This window comes from Streptomyces luteogriseus, from assembly GCF_014205055.1.
Taxonomy (GTDB): Bacteria; Actinomycetota; Actinomycetes; order Streptomycetales; family Streptomycetaceae; genus Streptomyces; species Streptomyces luteogriseus.
Window position 1 is genome coordinate 2,930,855 of record NZ_JACHMS010000001.1, and the last position, 16,470, is coordinate 2,947,324.

Annotated in this window: 14 protein-coding genes; 6 read left to right on the plus strand and 8 right to left on the minus strand. The window is 71.9% G+C overall.

Annotated features, from left to right (window positions below; genetic code table 11):
• The first annotated feature begins 67 nt into the window (after window positions 1-67).
• On the plus strand, window positions 68-1,399 hold the full coding sequence (locus BJ965_RS12435; RefSeq protein WP_184908704.1) for a C40 family peptidase: 1,332 nt from the start codon (window positions 68-70) through the stop codon (window positions 1,397-1,399).
• Here BJ965_RS12435 and BJ965_RS12440 read toward each other — a convergent pair.
• From BJ965_RS12440 to BJ965_RS12460, 5 genes are read right to left on the minus strand one after another with little or no spacing between them, the layout of a single operon-like run.
• Window positions 1,363-2,625: a styrene monooxygenase/indole monooxygenase family protein gene (locus BJ965_RS12440; RefSeq protein WP_184908705.1), complete on the minus strand. Its 1,263-nt coding sequence runs from the start codon at window positions 2,623-2,625 to the stop codon at window positions 1,363-1,365. The genes BJ965_RS12435 and BJ965_RS12440 overlap by 37 nt on opposite strands.
• Before the next feature lie 13 nt (window positions 2,626-2,638).
• Window positions 2,639-3,286 (minus strand): GTP-binding protein, encoded by a 648-nt coding sequence (locus BJ965_RS12445; protein ID WP_184908706.1) that lies wholly within the window; start codon window positions 3,284-3,286, stop codon window positions 2,639-2,641.
• Window positions 3,267-3,689, minus strand: a complete 423-nt coding sequence (locus tag BJ965_RS12450; protein WP_031110388.1) for a DUF742 domain-containing protein — start codon at window positions 3,687-3,689, stop codon at window positions 3,267-3,269. Before BJ965_RS12450 ends, BJ965_RS12445 begins: the two co-directional genes overlap by 20 nt.
• Window positions 3,686-4,210, minus strand: a complete 525-nt coding sequence (locus BJ965_RS12455) for a roadblock/LC7 domain-containing protein (RefSeq protein ID WP_184908707.1) — start codon at window positions 4,208-4,210, stop codon at window positions 3,686-3,688. The genes BJ965_RS12450 and BJ965_RS12455 overlap by 4 nt, the downstream gene beginning before the upstream one ends.
• Window positions 4,207-7,449: a sensor histidine kinase gene (locus tag BJ965_RS12460; RefSeq protein WP_184908708.1), complete on the minus strand. Its 3,243-nt coding sequence runs from the start codon at window positions 7,447-7,449 to the stop codon at window positions 4,207-4,209. The genes BJ965_RS12455 and BJ965_RS12460 overlap by 4 nt, the downstream gene beginning before the upstream one ends.
• Before the next feature lie 369 nt (window positions 7,450-7,818).
• Here BJ965_RS12460 and BJ965_RS12465 point away from each other — a divergent pair, with 369 nt between their 5' ends.
• Complete coding sequence (locus BJ965_RS12465; protein ID WP_184908709.1) at window positions 7,819-8,604, plus strand: protein phosphatase 2C domain-containing protein; 786 nt, start codon at window positions 7,819-7,821, stop codon at window positions 8,602-8,604.
• Between the two features lie 33 nt (window positions 8,605-8,637).
• Here the strand turns inward: BJ965_RS12465 and BJ965_RS12470 are convergent, their stop codons facing one another.
• Window positions 8,638-9,129 carry a MarR family winged helix-turn-helix transcriptional regulator gene (locus BJ965_RS12470; protein WP_184908710.1) on the minus strand — a complete coding sequence of 164 codons (492 nt, stop codon included), beginning with the start codon at window positions 9,127-9,129 and terminating at the stop codon, window positions 8,638-8,640.
• A 190-nt stretch (window positions 9,130-9,319) separates the two neighbouring features.
• The gene (gene lon, locus BJ965_RS12475; protein ID WP_184908711.1) at window positions 9,320-11,734 is read right to left on the minus strand and encodes an endopeptidase La; all 2,415 of its coding nucleotides are present in this window, start codon (window positions 11,732-11,734) and stop codon (window positions 9,320-9,322) included.
• Window positions 11,735-11,910: 176 nt separating this feature from the next.
• Between lon and BJ965_RS12480 the strand changes: the two genes are divergently transcribed.
• On the plus strand, window positions 11,911-12,570 hold the full coding sequence (locus tag BJ965_RS12480; RefSeq protein ID WP_184908712.1) for a GNAT family N-acetyltransferase: 660 nt from the start codon (window positions 11,911-11,913) through the stop codon (window positions 12,568-12,570).
• Between the two features lie 12 nt (window positions 12,571-12,582).
• On the opposite strand, the gene BJ965_RS12485 is transcribed toward BJ965_RS12480, so the two are convergent.
• Entirely contained in the window at window positions 12,583-13,407 is an 825-nt protein-coding gene (locus BJ965_RS12485; protein WP_246545887.1) for a rhomboid-like protein, read from the minus strand.
• A 152-nt stretch (window positions 13,408-13,559) separates the two neighbouring features.
• Here BJ965_RS12485 and BJ965_RS12490 point away from each other — a divergent pair, with 152 nt between their 5' ends.
• The 3 genes from BJ965_RS12490 (at window position 13,560) to BJ965_RS12500 (ending at window position 16,222) form a co-directional block, all read left to right on the plus strand.
• A complete protein-coding gene (locus BJ965_RS12490) occupies window positions 13,560-14,237 on the plus strand; it encodes a spermine/spermidine synthase domain-containing protein (protein ID WP_184908713.1) in 678 nt (225 codons plus the stop codon).
• A 135-nt stretch (window positions 14,238-14,372) separates the two neighbouring features.
• Entirely contained in the window at window positions 14,373-15,113 is a 741-nt protein-coding gene (locus BJ965_RS12495; protein ID WP_030851757.1) for a response regulator transcription factor, read from the plus strand.
• Window positions 15,110-16,222 carry a HAMP domain-containing sensor histidine kinase gene (locus BJ965_RS12500; protein WP_184908714.1) on the plus strand — a complete coding sequence of 371 codons (1,113 nt, stop codon included), beginning with the start codon at window positions 15,110-15,112 and terminating at the stop codon, window positions 16,220-16,222. Before BJ965_RS12495 ends, BJ965_RS12500 begins: the two co-directional genes overlap by 4 nt.
• Window positions 16,223-16,470 lie beyond the last annotated feature (248 nt).

Sequence of the window (16,470 nt, forward strand, 5' to 3'; positions counted from 1 at the left end):
GCCCGCACACGCCTGATCCTCACGTTGTCCGGCGGCACCACGCCGCCCCCGCAACGGAGGTGATGGCATGTCAGGAAAGCTTCTGCGTCTGGTCTGCATCGCGGCGACGGCGGCCGGAACCGTCCTGGCGCCCGTCCCGGCCACGGCTGCCCCCGAGCCGGAGACGGAACAGCGCGACACGGAACAACATGACATCGCCGACCTCCTGACGGACCTTCAAGAGCTGTACCGAAAGGCCGAGGAGGCCACCGAGGCCTACAACGGCACCGAGGAGAAGCTGAAGGAGCAGCGCGCCGAGACCGACCGCCTGGAACGCGCCCTCGCCCGCGCCCGGCTCTCCCTGCACGACAGCCGGGGCGCGGCCGGCCGGCTGGCCCGGCAGCAGTACCAGAGCAGCACCGACATCTCCCCGTACGTACGTCTGCTCCTGGCCCGCGACCCGCAGCACGCGATCGAGCAGGGCCATGTGATCGGCCGACTCGCCCGGGAACGGGCCGACACCATCGGCCGGCTGACCGGCAACGAGCGCAAGGCCAACGAACTGGCCCGCAAGGCCCGCACGGCCCTCGACCGGCAGCTCGCCCTCACCGAGCGGCGCAAGAAGGAGCGGGACGGGGTCCGCGCCCGGCTCCACGACGTCGAGGAACTGCTCGCCTCCCTGAGCCGCGAGCAGCTCACCGACCTCGCGGAGTTCGAGCAGAAGGGCATCGCGAAGGCGCAGAGGGAGTTCATGGCGTCAGGCGCGCTCGGAAACACAGCCGAAGCCGAACCCGAAGCCGGCGAAACCGAAGCCGGCGAAGCTCACGGCGACGAAGCCGAAGCCGACGAGGTCGAAGCCGCCGAGGTGGACGGAGACACCGAGGACAACGGTAAGAACAGGGGCCGCCGCGCAAGCACCGGCACCACCCGCACCCCCACCCCGTCCGCCGAAGGCCGCCGCGCCGTGCGCTACGCCGTGCGGCAGCTCGGCAAACCGTACGAGTGGGGCGCCGAGGGCCCGAGGGCCTACGACTGCTCGGGCCTGACCTCGCAGGCCTGGGCCGGGGCCGGCACGCCCATCCCCCGGACCAGCCAGGAGCAGTGGAAGCGGTTGGAGCGGATCCCCCTGGACGAGCTGCGCCCGGGCGACCTGGTCGTGTACTTCCCGAAGGCCACGCACGTCGCGCTGTACCTCGGGGACGGCATGGTCGTCCAGGCTCCCCGGCCGGGCGCGAAGGTGAAGGTGTCACCGATCGCGGCCAACCCGGTCCTGGGTGCCGTACGACCGGACCCGGGCGGGAAGCCCCTGCGGCGTTACGAGCCGCCGGAGCTCCCCGAGGGTGCCGCGGACGGGTCGGACGAGGGGTACGGGGACGACGGAGGTTACGCGGCGCCCGCGCCGGACACCTCGGCCAGGTAGGCCCCCGTCTTGTCCGGGTCGTAGAAGAAGTTCTCGAAGTCGGCCGGGTCGTTGAAGCCGTTGGCGAAGCGGTCGGCGACCGGCTGGAGCTCACCGGCGGCGCCGATGAGGTTCAGGATGTGCTCCGGCGGCGGCGCGAGCATCGCGTTGGTCCACTTGGTGACGTGCTGGGCGGTGTTCCAGTAGCGGTCGAAGGTGGCCCGCATCCACTCCTCGTCGAACGGCTTGTCGCCGTGCTCGGTGATCGAGGCGAGGTAGGCGGCGGCGCACTTGGACGCCGAGTTGGAGCCCTGCCCGGTGATGGGGTCGTTCGCGACGACGACGTCCGCCACGCCCAGTACGAGTCCGCCGCCGGGGAGGCGGCCGATCGGGTTGCGGACGGTGGGGGCGTAGCGGCCGGCCAGCGTACCGCCGGCATCGGTCAGTTCGACCTTGGTGGCCCGCGCGTACTCCCAGGGGACGTACCGCTCCATGAGTTCCAGGGTCAGGGAGAGGTGCTCCGCGGGGTCCTTGACGCCGTTGAAGGCGTCGAGCGGGCCGCCGGGTATGCCCTCCCAGAACAGGATGTCGGCACGGCCGGACGTGGTCAGGGTCGGCATGACGAACAGTTCGCCGACACCCGGCACGAGGTTGCAGCGGACCGCTTCGGTGCCGGGGTGCTCGGGGCGCGGGCCCAGGCCGTGGACGTACGCCACGGCCAGCGCGCGCTGCGGTTCGCTGTACGGAGAGCGCTCGGCGTCGCGGCCGAACATCTGGACCAGTTCGCCCTTGCCGGCCGCGACGAGCACCAGGTCGTAGGTGCGGGAGAAGTAGTCGAGGTCGCCGACGGCCGCGCCGTGGATGACGAGCTGCCCGCCGCGCTGGGCGAACGTCTCCATCCAGCCTGCCATCTTCACGCGCTGGTCGACGGACTGCGCGTAGCCGTCGAGCCTGCCCAGCCAGTCGATGGCGCGGGCGGAGGGGCCTTCGGCCCAGGAGCCGGGGGCGGCGACCGAGACGCCGAGTCCTTCGATCTTCGGGGCCTGGGACTCCCAGAAGTTCAGCTGGAGATCGCGCTCGTGCTGCAGGGCCGTGTGGAACATGCACTGCGTCGACATGACCCGGCCGGTGCGGATCTCGTCCGCCGTCCGGTTGGACATCAAGGTGACCTCGTACCCCTGCGACTGGAGGCCGAGAGCTATCTGGAGCCCGGACTGACCGGCTCCGACGACGAGTATCTTCCGCATGCGGGGCTGTCCTCTACTCGGGGGTTTCGTCGAGCGCGTGGCCCACGAGGGCCAGGAGGGTCTCGATCACGGAGATCCGGCGACGCGCGTCCATGATCATGACAGGTATGTGTCGCGGGATGGTCAAGGCCTCCCGCACGTCCTCCGGCTCGAACAGCTCGCTGCCGTCGAAGTGGTTGACCGCGACCACGTAGGGCAGTCCGGAACTCTCGAAGTAGTCCAGGACCGGGAAGCAGTCCTTCAGACGGCGGGTGTCGGCGAGGACGACGGCGCCGATCGCGCCGCGCACGATGTCGTCCCACATGAACCAGAACCGCTGCTGGCCCGGCGTGCCGAACAGGTAGAGCACCAGGTCGTCGTCGAGCGTGATGCGCCCGAAGTCCATGGCCACGGTGGTGGTGGACTTGCCCGGCGTGGCGGTGAGGTCGTCGGTCGCCTCGCTCGCCTCGGTCATCAGCGCCTCGGTCTGCAGGGGCGTGATCTCCGAGACCGCGGTGACCAGCGTGGTCTTGCCCACGCCGAAGCCGCCCGCCACCACGATCTTCGTGGCTATGGGGGCCCGGGTGCGGTCCGTCTCCCACGCGTGCATGCTGTCGTCCGGCTGGACGAACGGGGAGGAACCAGAGACGCCGTGAGCGGCGTCAGAGACGACGGAGTCCACTCAGCACCCTTTCCAGCAGAGCCCGGTCCGGGCGGCCCGTGCCATGGCCGGTGCCCGTTCCGTACACACGGATCTTTCCCTGGTCCGCGAGGTCGCTCAGGAGCACGCGGACCACGCCGAGCGGCATCTTCAGCAGCGCGGCGATCTCGGCCACCGTACGCATCCGGCGGCACAGTTCGACGATGGCCCGGAGCTCCGGCATCACGCGGGTGGAGAGGTGGCCGTTCGTCAGTTCCTTGCGCTCCTCCGGGGCGTCGAGCGCGGCCGTGCTCGCCACGAACGTCTCCACGAGGAGGACGTGGCCGAAGCGGGTGCGGCCGCCGGTGAGCGAGTAGGGGCGGACCCGGGCGGGTTTACGATCGCCGCCGCGGACCGGGAGATGATGCTTCGGCGTGCTGCTCATCGGGCACTCCCCGTCGTCTGGGAATCCTCCAGGGATTTGCGGAGCTCGCTGCGGAGTTCGGGCGTCAGGACGTGCCCGGCCCGGCCGACGAACAGGGCCATGTGGTACGCCACCACGCTCATGTCGCACTCCGCGGAGCCGTGGACGCCGAGCAGTGAGCCGTCGCTGATCGACATCACGAACAGGCTGCCCTCGTCCATGGCGACCATGGTGTGCCGGACCCCGCCGAAGTCCATCAGCTTGGCGGCGCCGACGGTGAGGCTGCCGATGCCGGAGACGATGGTGGCCAGGTCGGCGGCCGAGCCGCGCGGGCCGGTGCGCTTGGTTCCGCGGGCCTGCAGGGCGTCCCGCGCCTCCTTGTTGCGATGGTCGTCGGAGGAGAGCAGGAGCAGCCCGTCGGACGAGACGACCGCGACCGAGAGGATGCCGGGGACCTCCTCGACCAGGTTGGTCAGCAGCCAGTGCAGGTTGCGGGCCTCACTGCTCAGTCCGATCAGTCCGAAGGTACTGGGAGCGGTCAACTGCTTGCCTCCTCGACTGTGCCCCCCGTGGCTTCTTCGGGTTCAGCTGGTCCTGCTGCGCCGGTGGCCGGCCGCTGGTGCGAGGCCGTCCTCTCGGCGATCTCCGCCTCCACGTCGCGGTAGCCGGCCTGAGCGCCCTGACGGAACCCGCCGAGTCGGCGGCGCAGGGCGTCGGCGTCGACGGAGCCGCTGCGCTGGCGCGGGGCGGTGGTCGGTGCGGTGATCTTCGGAGTGCGCTTGGGGAGGCCCTTGTCGGTGACCCGGTCCTCCTCCTCGTCGGACGCACGCTCGTGCTCGCGGCCGTCCCCCTCGACCGTGTCCGGGCCGCCCGTACGGGTCAGGTCCCCGTCCACGGACACCCCGTGCGGCCCTGCCTCGGAGCCCGCGACGTCGGACCCGGCCGCGTCCGAGCCCTCCGGCTGTGCCGGAATCCACAGCTCCATGGTGGTTTCCGCGGGGGACTCCAACGGGGCGGCGTGCCTCGCGTGGTCGGCGGGGGCATCCCGATCGGCGTGCGCGGCCGGACCAGCGGGCGTCTCCGTGTCGGCGGGCGTCGCCGGGGCGGCGTCAACCGACCCGACCGAGTCGGCGTGCGTCGGCGCAGCGGCCGAGGCGTCCGTGTCGGGGTGCGTCGGCCCAGCGGGCGTCGCCGGGTCGGCGTGCGCGGGCCCTTCAGCGGGCCCAGCCAGGTCGGCGTGCGTCCCCGGGGCGGCGTGTGCATCCGTGTCGACGTGCTCCGCCCGGGCCGCAAGGGCGTCCGTGGCGGCGGGCAGCGCCGGTTCGGCCTGTGCGGCCCCGTCGGCGGGCGTCGCCGGGTCGGCGTCTGCGACCGGGGCGGCAGACAGGGCCGACGCAGGCTGTCCGGCGGGCGCGGCCGGGTGTCCGGCGGGCGCGGCCGGTTGGTCGGCGGGCGCTGCCCCCGGGTCGACGGGCGTCGCCCCCGGGTCGGCAGGCGTTCCCGGATCGGTGTCGGTGGTGTCCGCCGCCTCGTCCTGCCGTACCGCCACCGCCTTCTCCGCCAGGGCCACCAGCGGGTCGTCGCCGGTCGCGCGGCCGGGCAGGACGTTGGAGTTGGCCTCGGCGTCGGCGCCCGGGAAGGAGTAGGAGGGGGCCGTGCCGGCGAGGTGCCCGGAGGCCGGGGCGGCCACGGGCGGGGCGGCGGCGAGCAGCGTGCGCGGCAGGACGACGACCGCCGCGACACCGCCCTGCTTCTGCTCGCGCAGCTGGACGCGCACACCGTGGCGTTGGGCGAGCCGGGCGACGACGTACAAACCGAGGCCGAGACCGTCCTCGCCCTCCTGGTCGTAGGGCGCCTCCGGGTCGAAGTCGGCCAGGCGGGAGTTGAGGCGCTCCAGCCGCTCCTCGGTCATGCCGATGCCCTCGTCCTGGACGGAGAGCATGACCTCGCCGTTCTCCAGCAGCCAGCCGGAGATCTCGACGGGCAGGTCGGGCGGGGAGAACGAGGTGGCGTTCTCCATGAGTTCGGCCAGCAGGTGGGAGAGGTCGTCCGCGGCGAACCCGGCGATGTGCGCGTGCGGCGGCAGCGCGGCGATCCGGACCCGCTCGTACCGCTCGATCTCGCTGACCGCGGCACGGACGACGTCGACCAGCGGCACCGGCCCGGCGGCGTGCTGGACGTGCTCGGTGCCGGCGAGGACCAGCAGGTTCTCGCTGTGCCGGCGCATGACCGTCGCGAAGTGGTCGAGTTTGAACAGCGTGGCGAGCCGGTCCGGGTCCTGCTCGCGCTCCTCCAGGTTCTCGATGACGGCCAGCTGCCGCTCGACGAGACCGAGGGTGCGCAGGGCGAGGTTGACGAACGTCCCGCCGATGGCCGTGCGCAGCCGGTCCAGCTGGGCGGCGGACTCGGCGAGTTCACCGCGCAGTTCCTCGCGCGCGTCGGCCATCTTCTGGCGCTGGCCGACCAGGTGCTTGCGGTCGGACTCCAGCGTGGTGATCCGCTCGGTGAGGGCGGCGGCGTGCGCGTGCAGGGCGTTGACGGAACGGACGGCCTGGGCGAACTCGTCGTTGCGGCCGGTGAACTTCACCGGCTCCTCGGCCGCCGGGTCGTCGGCCTCGGCGAGGCGCTTGGACCCCAGGCGCAGGACCGCGAGCGGGCGGGTGAGGCTGCGGGCCATGCCCGTGGCGACGCCGACGGCGAGCAGCATGAGGGCGCCGAGGACGGCGATGCGGATCTCCAGCGCGGTGACGTCGTCGTCGCGCAGCGCCTCGAGGTCCTTGGTGCGCCGGTCGTAGAGGGCCGACTCCACGCCGCGCATCAGGTCGACGCGGGCGGACAGGGCCGCGTCCAGCTTCTTGGGGCTGGCGGTGAGATCGCTGCGGGAGAGCGTCGGCTGGTCGGTCAGGGTGGCGAGGTACTTGTCGGCGGAGTTGACGTCGGTGCCGGTGACCGTGGAGTCGAAGGAGGCGCGGGCCGGCTTGGGCGCGGTGCCGCGGAAGTCGGCGAGCGCCGCGTCGGAGCGCAGCCGGGCCTGCTGGGCGGCGGCGCTGAGAGCGTCGCGCTGCCGGGTGTCGGCGTCCGAGGAGCTGGAGGTCTCGGTGGGCAGGCCGGTGACGGGGTCGATGACCGTTCCGGTGCTGCGCGGCACGCTCAGCGCGGCTAGCAGCAGCCCGCGGGCCGCGGCGGCCTGCTGGACGGCCGAGTCCAGCTCGGCCAGGGCGTATCCGCCTTCGCCCGCGCGCGGCGGTGTCCGCTGCGCCAGTTGCTCAGCGAGCCCGTGGAGTTCGGTGATGGCGGTGGAGTACGCCTGGTGCGCTTCGAGGGCGCTGCTCTTGCCGGTGAGCGCCGCCCGGCGCACGGCCGCTATGCCGTCGAGGTCCGACCGGAGCGAGGCGGGCGTGTCGGTGTCGGCCCTCAGTTCCTCGACCTGCCGGTCCACGCGGGCGCTGCGCTGCTCGGAGGGCGCCTTGGACTTGGGGCGCCCGGCGGCGATGTAGGAGGTGACGTCGTCACGCTCGTCGGCGAGGGAGTGCGCGAGGGCAAGGGCGTCCTGCGTCTGCTCCGCGAGCGTCACCAGTTCCTGGGAGTCGTGGAGTTGCCCGGAGGCGGCGAGGACGGACGGCGTACCGGCACCGGCGATGGCCGCGGCCACCACGGCCACGGCCACGATCAGCCGGTTGCGTACGTGCGTGGGGCGGCCCTTGCCGGTGGGGGGCGCTGGCTCGGCACCCTGAACGGGGGCCTTCTGCTTGCCTGTGCGACGAGGCCGCGTCTTCTGCACCGGTGCTCGCATTCCTGAACTCGTGAACCCTTGGGCCCGGATGACGCACCGTCAACTGGTGCGTACTCCCGGTACACTTCCCGACCCTCCCAGCGCCGGTGGGCAGCGCACGCGCATCACCTGACCCGCCACCCGAAGGAGTGAACCTCGGACGGGAGTTGAGGGGCAAGTTCCGCAGGCCCTTGCAGTGACCTTGCGCGGCACGCCGGTTGGACGACGGCGACGGCCGGTGGCAGTATTCGCCACCACGCCTTCCCGGAACAAATCATTCCATCCCAAACCTGGCGTCTGACCTGCGCGGCTGCGCCGGTCCGGCAACCATTGCCGGTCTTTTGCGTACGTTGTGAAGGGCTCGTGCAGACTGGCTGGATGCGTACTGAACTCGCCTCGGAGCCGGGAGACGCCGACCGCCCCAACGAGGACTTCGCCAGCGTCGGACTACCGGCCTCGGGACAGGGCGGTTCGGTCGTCGTCCTGGACGGGGTCACGCCGCCGAGGACGGGGACGGGCTGTCTGCATTCCGTCCCCTGGTTCACCGCACGCCTCGGCGGAGCACTGACCGAACTGACCGTTTCACTCCCGGATGTTCCTCTGGTCGACGCCTTGTCCCGTGCCATCGCGCGTACCTCCGAGGCACACGCCACAACCTGTGACCTTTCTCACCCTCGCACTCCCCAGGCGACGGTGGTCGCGGTCCGCTGGGATCCGGACACGGTGGAGTATCTGGTGCTGTCGGACTCGGCTCTCCTGCTGGAGTCCCCGGACGGCGTGGTGAGGCCCGTCCTCGACGACCGGCTGACCCTGCTCCCCCGCTCGGCGCTGGCGACGGACGCGCAGGTGGACGCCACCCTCCGGAACAGGGAGGGCGGGTTCTTCACGGCGGCGGCCGACCCCTCGGTGGCGGCCCGGGCCGTGACCGGAACCGTGCCCCGCGGCGAAGTGCGTGCCCTGGCCGCGCTGACGGACGGCGCGACCCGCTGGGTGGAGCGGTTCGAGGAGGGCGACTGGACGGACTGCTTCCACCTGGTCCGCAAAGAGGGCCCCCAGGCGCTGGTGGACCGCGTCCGGGCACTGGAGCGGTCGGACGCCGCGGCGACGTTCCTGGGCCGGAGCAAGCGGCACGACGACGCGACGGCCGTGTACGTCGAGTTCTGAACGGCCGCGCGGTTCCCGGGCCCCTGCCCGGCCCTACTTCTCCATGCCGCGGTTGAGCTGGTTCAGCAGCCGGGCCAGTTCCGTGACCTCGCGGGAGTCCCAGTCGGCCAGGCGGCCTGCGTAGCGGGCGCGGCGGGCCTCCCGGACCCGCCGGACGCGGTCGTGCCCCTCCTGGGTGAGGGCGACGTGCCAGGCGCGTCCGTCGGCGGGGTCGGGCTCGCGCGCGACCAGCCCGAGTTCCTCCAGGGCGCGCAGCTGGCGGGACATCGTCGCCTTGCCGACCCCGATGTAGGCGGCGAGCTCGGTGGCCCGCTGCTTCCCGCACTCGTCCAGCCGGACGAGCAGGCCGTACGCGGACGACTCCAGGTCGGGGTGGACCTCGCGGGCCATCTCGCCCTGGCTGGCCCGGGCGCGGCGCAGCAGTACGGTCAGCTCGCGTTCCAGCGCCAGGAAGGCAGGCTGGTCCACACCGCTTCCGGCCAGACCGGCGTCCCGGCGTCCGTCGTCGTTGCCGCCCTCGTGCACGTCAGCCCCTGCCTCGGTCGTCGCCCGGTCGTGAGAGTTCCGGTACCTGGATTTTCCGCCACCTGCCGCCATCACCGCAGTTCGGCAAGTATTCCGCAGGTCAGGGCGTCCGTGTCCACAGGGCCACCACACGGTGAAGGCCCGGGCCTCCCTCACGGGAACCCGGGCCTTCCTTATCCGGTCACGTCCGTCACGCCGCGACCGGAACCTCCGGCGTGGCACCCGCGGTGGCGGGCGCGAGCGCCAGCTCCAGGACCTGGCGGACGTCGGTGACGGCGTGGACGTCGAGCTTGTCCAGCACCTCGGCCGGGACGTCGTCCAGGTCGGGCTCGTTGCGCTTGGGGATGATCACGGTGGTGACACCGGCCCGGTGCGCGGCGAGCAGCTTCTGCTTCACACCGCCGATCGGCAGGACCCGCCCGGTCAGCGAGACCTCGCCGGTCATCGCCACGTCCGTGCGGACCAGCCGGCCGGACAGCAGGGACGCCAGGGCCGTGGTCATCGTGATGCCGGCGCTCGGGCCGTCCTTGGGGACCGCGCCCGCCGGGAAGTGGATGTGCACACCCCGGTCCTTCAGATCCGCCACCGGCAGCTCCAGCTCGGCGCCGCGGGAGCGCAGGAAGCTCAGCGCGATCTGGGCGGACTCCTTCATCACGTCGCCCAGCTGTCCGGTCAGGGTCAGTCCGGCCGCGCCCGTCTCCGGGTCGGCCAGCGACGCCTCGACGTAGAGGACGTCACCGCCCGCTCCGGTCACCGCCAGGCCGGTCGCCACGCCGGGGACGGACGTCCGCCGCTCGGCCGGGTCCTGGGCGGACTCGGGCACGTGGTGCGGCCGGCCGATCAGGTCGCGCAGGTCCTCGTCCCGGACGGTGAGCGGCAGCTTCCGCTCGCCCAGTTCGTGCTGGGCGGCGACCTTGCGCAGCAGCCGTGCGACGGACCGCTCCAGGGTGCGCACGCCCGCCTCGCGTGTGTACTCGCCGGCGAGCTTGCGCAGCGCGCCCTCGTCGATGGTCACCTCGTCCTTGTCGAGCCCGGCCCGCTCCAGCTGGCGCGGGAGCAGGTGGTCACGGGCGATGACGACCTTCTCGTCCTCCGTGTAGCCGTCCAGCCGGACGATCTCCATGCGGTCGGCCAGGGCCTCCGGGATCGCCTCCAGGACATTGGCGGTCGCGAGGAAGACGACGTCGGACAGATCCAGCTCGACCTCCAGGTAGTGGTCCCGGAAGGTGTGGTTCTGCGCCGGGTCGAGCACTTCGAGGAGGGCGGCGGCCGGGTCGCCCCGGAAGTCCGAGCCCACCTTGTCGATCTCGTCGAGCAGCACGACCGGGTTCATGGACCCGGCCTCCTTGATGGCCCGGACGATGCGGCCCGGCAGGGCGCCGACGTACGTACGCCGGTGGCCGCGGATCTCGGCCTCGTCGCGGACGCCGCCGAGGGCGACGCGGACGAACGTGCGGCCCATGGCGTGGGCGACGGACTCGCCGAGGCTGGTCTTGCCGACGCCGGGCGGCCCGACGAGCGCGAGCACGGCACCGCCGCGCCGCCCGCCGACCACGCCGAGGCCCCGGTCGTCACGCCGCTTGCGCACCGCGAGGTACTCGGTGATGCGTTCCTTGACGTCCTCCAGGCCCGCGTGCTCGGCGTCCAGGACGGCCTGGGCGCCCCGGATGTCGTAGGAGTCCTCGGTGCGCTCGTTCCACGGCATCTCCAGGACCGTGTCGAGCCAGGTGCGGATCCAGGAGCCCTCCGGCGACTGGTCGGAGGACCGCTCCAGCTTGTCGACCTCCTTGAGCGCGGCCTCGCGGACCTTCTCGGGCAGGTCGGCGGCCTCCACGCGGGTGCGGTAGTCGTCGGACTCCTCGCCCTCCTGCTCGCCGTTGAGCTCGCGCAGCTCCTTGCGGACGGCCTCCAGCTGACGCCGCAGCAGGAACTCGCGCTGCTGCTTGTCGACGCCCTCCTGGACGTCCTTGGCGATGGACTCGGCCACGTCCTGCTCGGCGAGGTGGTCGCGCAGCTGCTGGGTGGCGAGCCTGAGCCGGGCCACCGGGTCGGCGGTCTCCAGCAGTTCGACCTTCTGGTCAGTGGTCAGGAACGGCGAGTAGCCGGAGTTGTCGGCGAGCGCCGAGACGTCGTCGATGGCCTGGACCCGGTCGACGACCTGCCAGGCGCCGCGCTTGCGCAGCCAGGCGGTCGCGAGGGCCTTGTACTCCTTGACCAGTTCGGCGGTCTGCCCGGGCAGCGGCTCCGGGACGGTCTCGTCGACGCCGGTGCCCTCGACCCAGAGGGCGGCGCCGGGGCCGGTGGTCCCCGCGCCGATGCGCACCCGGCTCCGGCCGCGGATCAGAGCGCCCGGGTCGCCGTCGGCCAGCCGGCCGACCTGCTCGACGGTGCCGAGGACACCGGTGTTCGCGTAGGTCCCGTCGATGCGCGGCACCAGGAGTACCCGGGGCTTTCCGGGTGTTGTGCGGGCAGCGGCCTGGGCGGCCTCCACCGCTGCACGGACCTCGGAATCGCTCAGGTCCAGCGGGACCACCATGCCGGGCAGCACGACCTCGCCGTCGAGCGGCAGCACGGGCAGGGTGAGCGGTGTGGACGTCGAAGCCATGATCTCCCCTTCAGCAGTCAAGTTGAGCTATGCCGACTCAATGCTCGGGCGGGGCCGGATGTTCCCCACCCGCTGTTCGCTGTCAGCGATCACTCCTGACGCCGGGGGCGGGCACCCGCGTAAGGTCCCATTGAGTAATAGATGATCAAGGTGAGCACTCATTACGGGGGGATGGCATGAACGAAACCGTGCGGGCATGGGTGAACGGATGGATCGTCTCGCGCGGGGCCGCTCCGCCCCTGGCCGAACCGTGGGGCTGGACGATCGACATGGGGATGTACGGGCACGTCACGCGGCATGTGTTCGGCGCGACGGACGAGGGGCTCGACGAGACGACCGTGCGCAAGGTGGCCGGGGCGGTGACCGGGCAGGGCGTGTGGCTGAAGGCGTTCCGGGATCCGTCGGTGGTCGCGGGCTGGCTGGACGGCAGCTGGTGGATCGACCCCGAGCCCGGCTTTCTGATGACGCTCCCGCTGGCGGCGGACGGCGCTCCGGCCGCCCCCGACGGCTATCGGCTGCGCGGGTGGTCGCGCGGTGGGGTGACCCGCGTGATGGTGGCCGCGCCGGACGGATCCCTGGCGGCACGCGGCCAGATCGCCCCGACGGGTGGGACCGCCGTGATCGACCAGGTCGAGACGTCCCCCGATCACCGCCGCAAGGGTCTGGGCAGCCTCGTCGTGCGAACGTTGCAGAACGCCGCCGTCCGGCAGGGGGCGCGGACCGGGATCCTGGCCGGGACCCCCGCCGGGCGAGGGCTCTACGAGGCACTGGGCTGGGAGGTCGTGGCCCTGTTGACCAGCGCGAAGCACGACCCGCCGGTCTCCGCCCGGACCTGAGGGGGCCGGCGGTCAGGCCCGGGCGGAGGCCGGCGGGCCGGGTCGTGCCGCGCGCCGGATCACCGGCCAGGTCGCGAGCCCGATGCCCAGGGCGATGAGGTGCCCCCAGTTCGTCATCGGGTCGGCGAAGGCGAGCAGGTCCTGGAGCAGCATCCAGCCGAAGCCGGCCAGCAGCGGCAGGCGCAGCCACGGCGGCAGCAGACCGGCCAGGGCGCCGATACCGGCGGCGACCCCGAAGCTGACGCCGTAGTCGAGGCGGTGCAGGGAACTGCCGGGAAGGTGCCCGGCCAGCACCGCGAGCCCCACGGGCACCTCGGTGGCGAGGGTGGCGAGGACATGTCCGAGCACGAAGACCCCGGCCGCGCGCAGGCCCCCGATACGCCGCTCCAGCGCGGTCAGCACCAGCACGAAGGCGATGGCGAACGGCGAGGTCACGCCGCCCGCGACCCACAGCGCGCTCCCGATCAGCGCCAGTTCCGGCGTGCGCACCAGGTGCGCCACGTCCGTGCTGGAGCCCTGGAGCAGGGCGTGCACCAGGGCCGGATCCGCGTAGGCGGCGATCAGCGAGGTGAGGCAGAGGACCGTGGCGTAGCCGAAGGTGAACGGCGTACCCGCGGGGGTGGGCAGCAGCCGCCAGGGGCGGAGTGCCCAGGGCCGGGGCGCTGCCGCCGGAACGGGCTCCCGTACCTCCGCGACCGCCGTCCCGCGCGGGCCCCGCTGCCGCGGCACCCCGTCGAGCAGCCCGGGCGCATCACAGAAGGGCGCGTCCGCCGGCGTCGGTGCGGCCGACTCGTGGGGCGGCGCGGTGCGTTCCAAAACGGGCACTCCCTCCGTCATGTCCCAGCCTTGGCCCCACAGTCCGCGCTGTCTGTGACCCGCGCCACGCGAGAGCGGATTCACAGCAACCCGAAAGCCTCGTGCTGCGTCTTGCCTCCGGCCCCCGGTGAATCGCCGGGCGCCACTCCGTCCACTCCTGCCAGGATGCCCCCATGCCTAACTCGTACGACATTCCCGATGTCCTGGACCGTCGCGAGGGCCCGCACGGCGAGGTGGTGCTGCGGCGGCACGGTGACCGGCTGGAGATCATCGCCAACGGCTGTTTCCTGATGGACACCTCCGACGGCCGCTCGGAGCGGCTGCTGGTCGACGCCGCGCTGGACGCCCTGGACGGCCGGGACCGCCCCCACGTCCTGATCGGCGGACTCGGCGTCGGCTTCTCCCTCGCGCACGCCGCGGCGGACCCGCGCTGGGGACGGATCACGGTGGTGGAACGCGAGCACGCGATCGTCGAATGGCATCGGGACGGCCCGCTCTCCTCACTCTCCGCCCGGGCACTGGCGGATCCCCGGGCGGAAATCGTCGAGGCCGATCTCGTCGCACACGTCAATGAGACATCCGACACGTACGACGCCCTGTGCCTCGACATCGACAACGGCCCCGGCTGGACGGTCACGGAGGGCAACGGAAATCTCTACCGGGAAGCCGGACTGGCAAGCTGCGCAAGGGTGTTGAGACCGGGCGGGGTTCTGGCGGTCTGGTCCGCCCAGCCGTCTCCGGAATTCGAAGAAACCTTGCGGAATGCCGGGTTCCAACGGGTGCGTACCGAAGAGATCCCGGTTGCCCGGGGCGTTCCGGACGTCGTGCACCTCGGCATCCGCCCTGGATAGCAAAGGCGTGCTGACTCCCCGTACGCTGCTCCTCTGACGCCGATCATTCAAGCGTCAATCGCAACCATGCGCAGGCATAGCCAGTCAGAAGGAATCACCCCACTGATTCCGGAAAGCACACCCCAGGGGCGGGCGATGGAGCAGACACAGACCTCCCACAACGGTTCGGCGACGGCTACTCCGGGCGCACAGCGCCGGGTCCTGGTGGTCGAGGACGACGCGACGATCGTGGACGCCATCGCGACCCGCCTGCGGGCCGAGGGATTCCTCGTGCAAACGGCGGGTGACGGTCCGGCCGCGGTCGACACGGCCGAGGCGTGGCAGCCCGACCTGCTGATCCTCGACATCATGCTGCCCGGCTTCGACGGGCTGGAGGTCTGCCGGCGCGTGCAGGCCGCCCGCCCGGTGCCGGTGATGATGCTCACCGCGCGCGACGACGAGACCGACATGCTGGTCGGGCTCGGCGTCGGCGCCGACGACTACATGACCAAGCCCTTCTCGATGCGGGAGCTGGCGGCGCGCGTGCACGTCCTGCTGCGCCGCGTGGAGCGGGCCGCCATCGCGGCGGCCACCCCCCGCTCCGGCATCCTGCGCCTCGGTGAGCTGGAGATCGACCACGCGCAGCGCCGGGTCCGGGTGCGCAGCGAGGACGTTCACCTGACGCCCACCGAGTTCGACCTGCTGGTGTGCCTGGCGAACACCCCGCGTGCGGTGCTCTCCCGTGAGCAGCTGCTCGCCGAGGTCTGGGACTGGGCGGACGCCTCCGGCACCCGCACGGTCGACAGTCACATCAAGGCGCTGCGCCGGAAGATCGGCGCCGAGCGGATCCGCACGGTGCACGGCGTCGGTTACGCCCTGGAGACCCCGACGCCATGAGCGGTGGGCCGGCCGGACGGAGAAACCCCGGGGAGCCGGATCCCTGGGGCGGGGTGAGCCCGTTCTCGATCAAGACCAAGCTGGGCGCGCTCGTCGTCATCTCGGTGCTGATCACCACGGGTCTGTCGGTGATCGCGGTGCACACCAAGACGGAGCTGCGCTTCATCACGGTCTTCTCGATGATCGCCACACTTCTCATCACGCAGTTCGTGGCCCATTCACTCACCGCACCGCTGGACGAGATGACCGCGGTGGCCCGTTCCATCTCGCAGGGCGACTACACCCGCCGCACGCGGGAGAACCGCCGTGACGAGCTGGGCGACCTGGCCGTGACGATCAACGCCATGGCCGACGAGCTGGAGGCCCAGGACAGCCAGCGCAAGGAACTCGTGGCGAATGTCTCGCACGAGCTGCGCACGCCCATCGCGGGCCTGCGCGCCGTGCTGGAGAACATCGTCGACGGGGTCACGCAGGCCGACCCGGAGACGATGCGCACGGCGCTGAAGCAGACCGAACGCCTCGGGCGGCTGGTGGAGACGCTGCTGGACCTGTCCCGCCTGGACAACGGCGTCGTACCGCTGAAGCAGCGGCGGTTCGAGGTGTGGCCGTATCTGTCCGGGGTGCTGAAGGAGGCCAACATGGTCGCCTCCGTGCGCGCGGGCATCGCGACGGGCTCGGGCAGTCACACCCGCACCGACGTCCATCTGCACCTCGACGTCCACCCGCCGGAGCTGACCGCCCACGCCGACCCGGAGCGCATCCACCAGGTCGTCGCCAATCTCATCGACAACGCGGTCAAGCACAGCCCCCCGCACGGCCGGGTGACGGTGAAGGCGCGGCGCGGCGCCCTGCCGGAGTCGCTGGAGCTGGAGGTCCTGGACGAGGGGCCCGGCATTCCGAAGTCCGAGTGGCACCGCGTCTTCGAGCGGTTCAACCGCGGCAGCGCCAAGCGGCCGCAGGGGCCGGGCAGCGACGGCGGCACTGGACTCGGACTTGCGATCGCCCGCTGGGCGGTGGACCTGCACGGGGGCCGGATCGGAGTGGCCGAATCCGAGCGGGGTTGCCGGATTCTTGTCACTCTTCCGGGACTGGCATCTCTGCCAAGTTGACGTAAAGTTCGAAGCGGAGCCACAAGATCCACGGACGTCCGCGCCGACTGACACGTGTGATCAGGCACAGGCCCGCGCCATCGGCGCCCGGGGCCCTGCCCCGTTCTTCCCTCCTGAAGCGGAACCACGCTTGTTTCCCGCCATTTCAAGCCCCGAAACACGGTTCCAGATGTGACTTGCACGACGTTGCACGGGCCCGGCCTGACCTTCCCCGTCCAGGGGGCGTAGCCTTGATTCCCGCTGTCCAT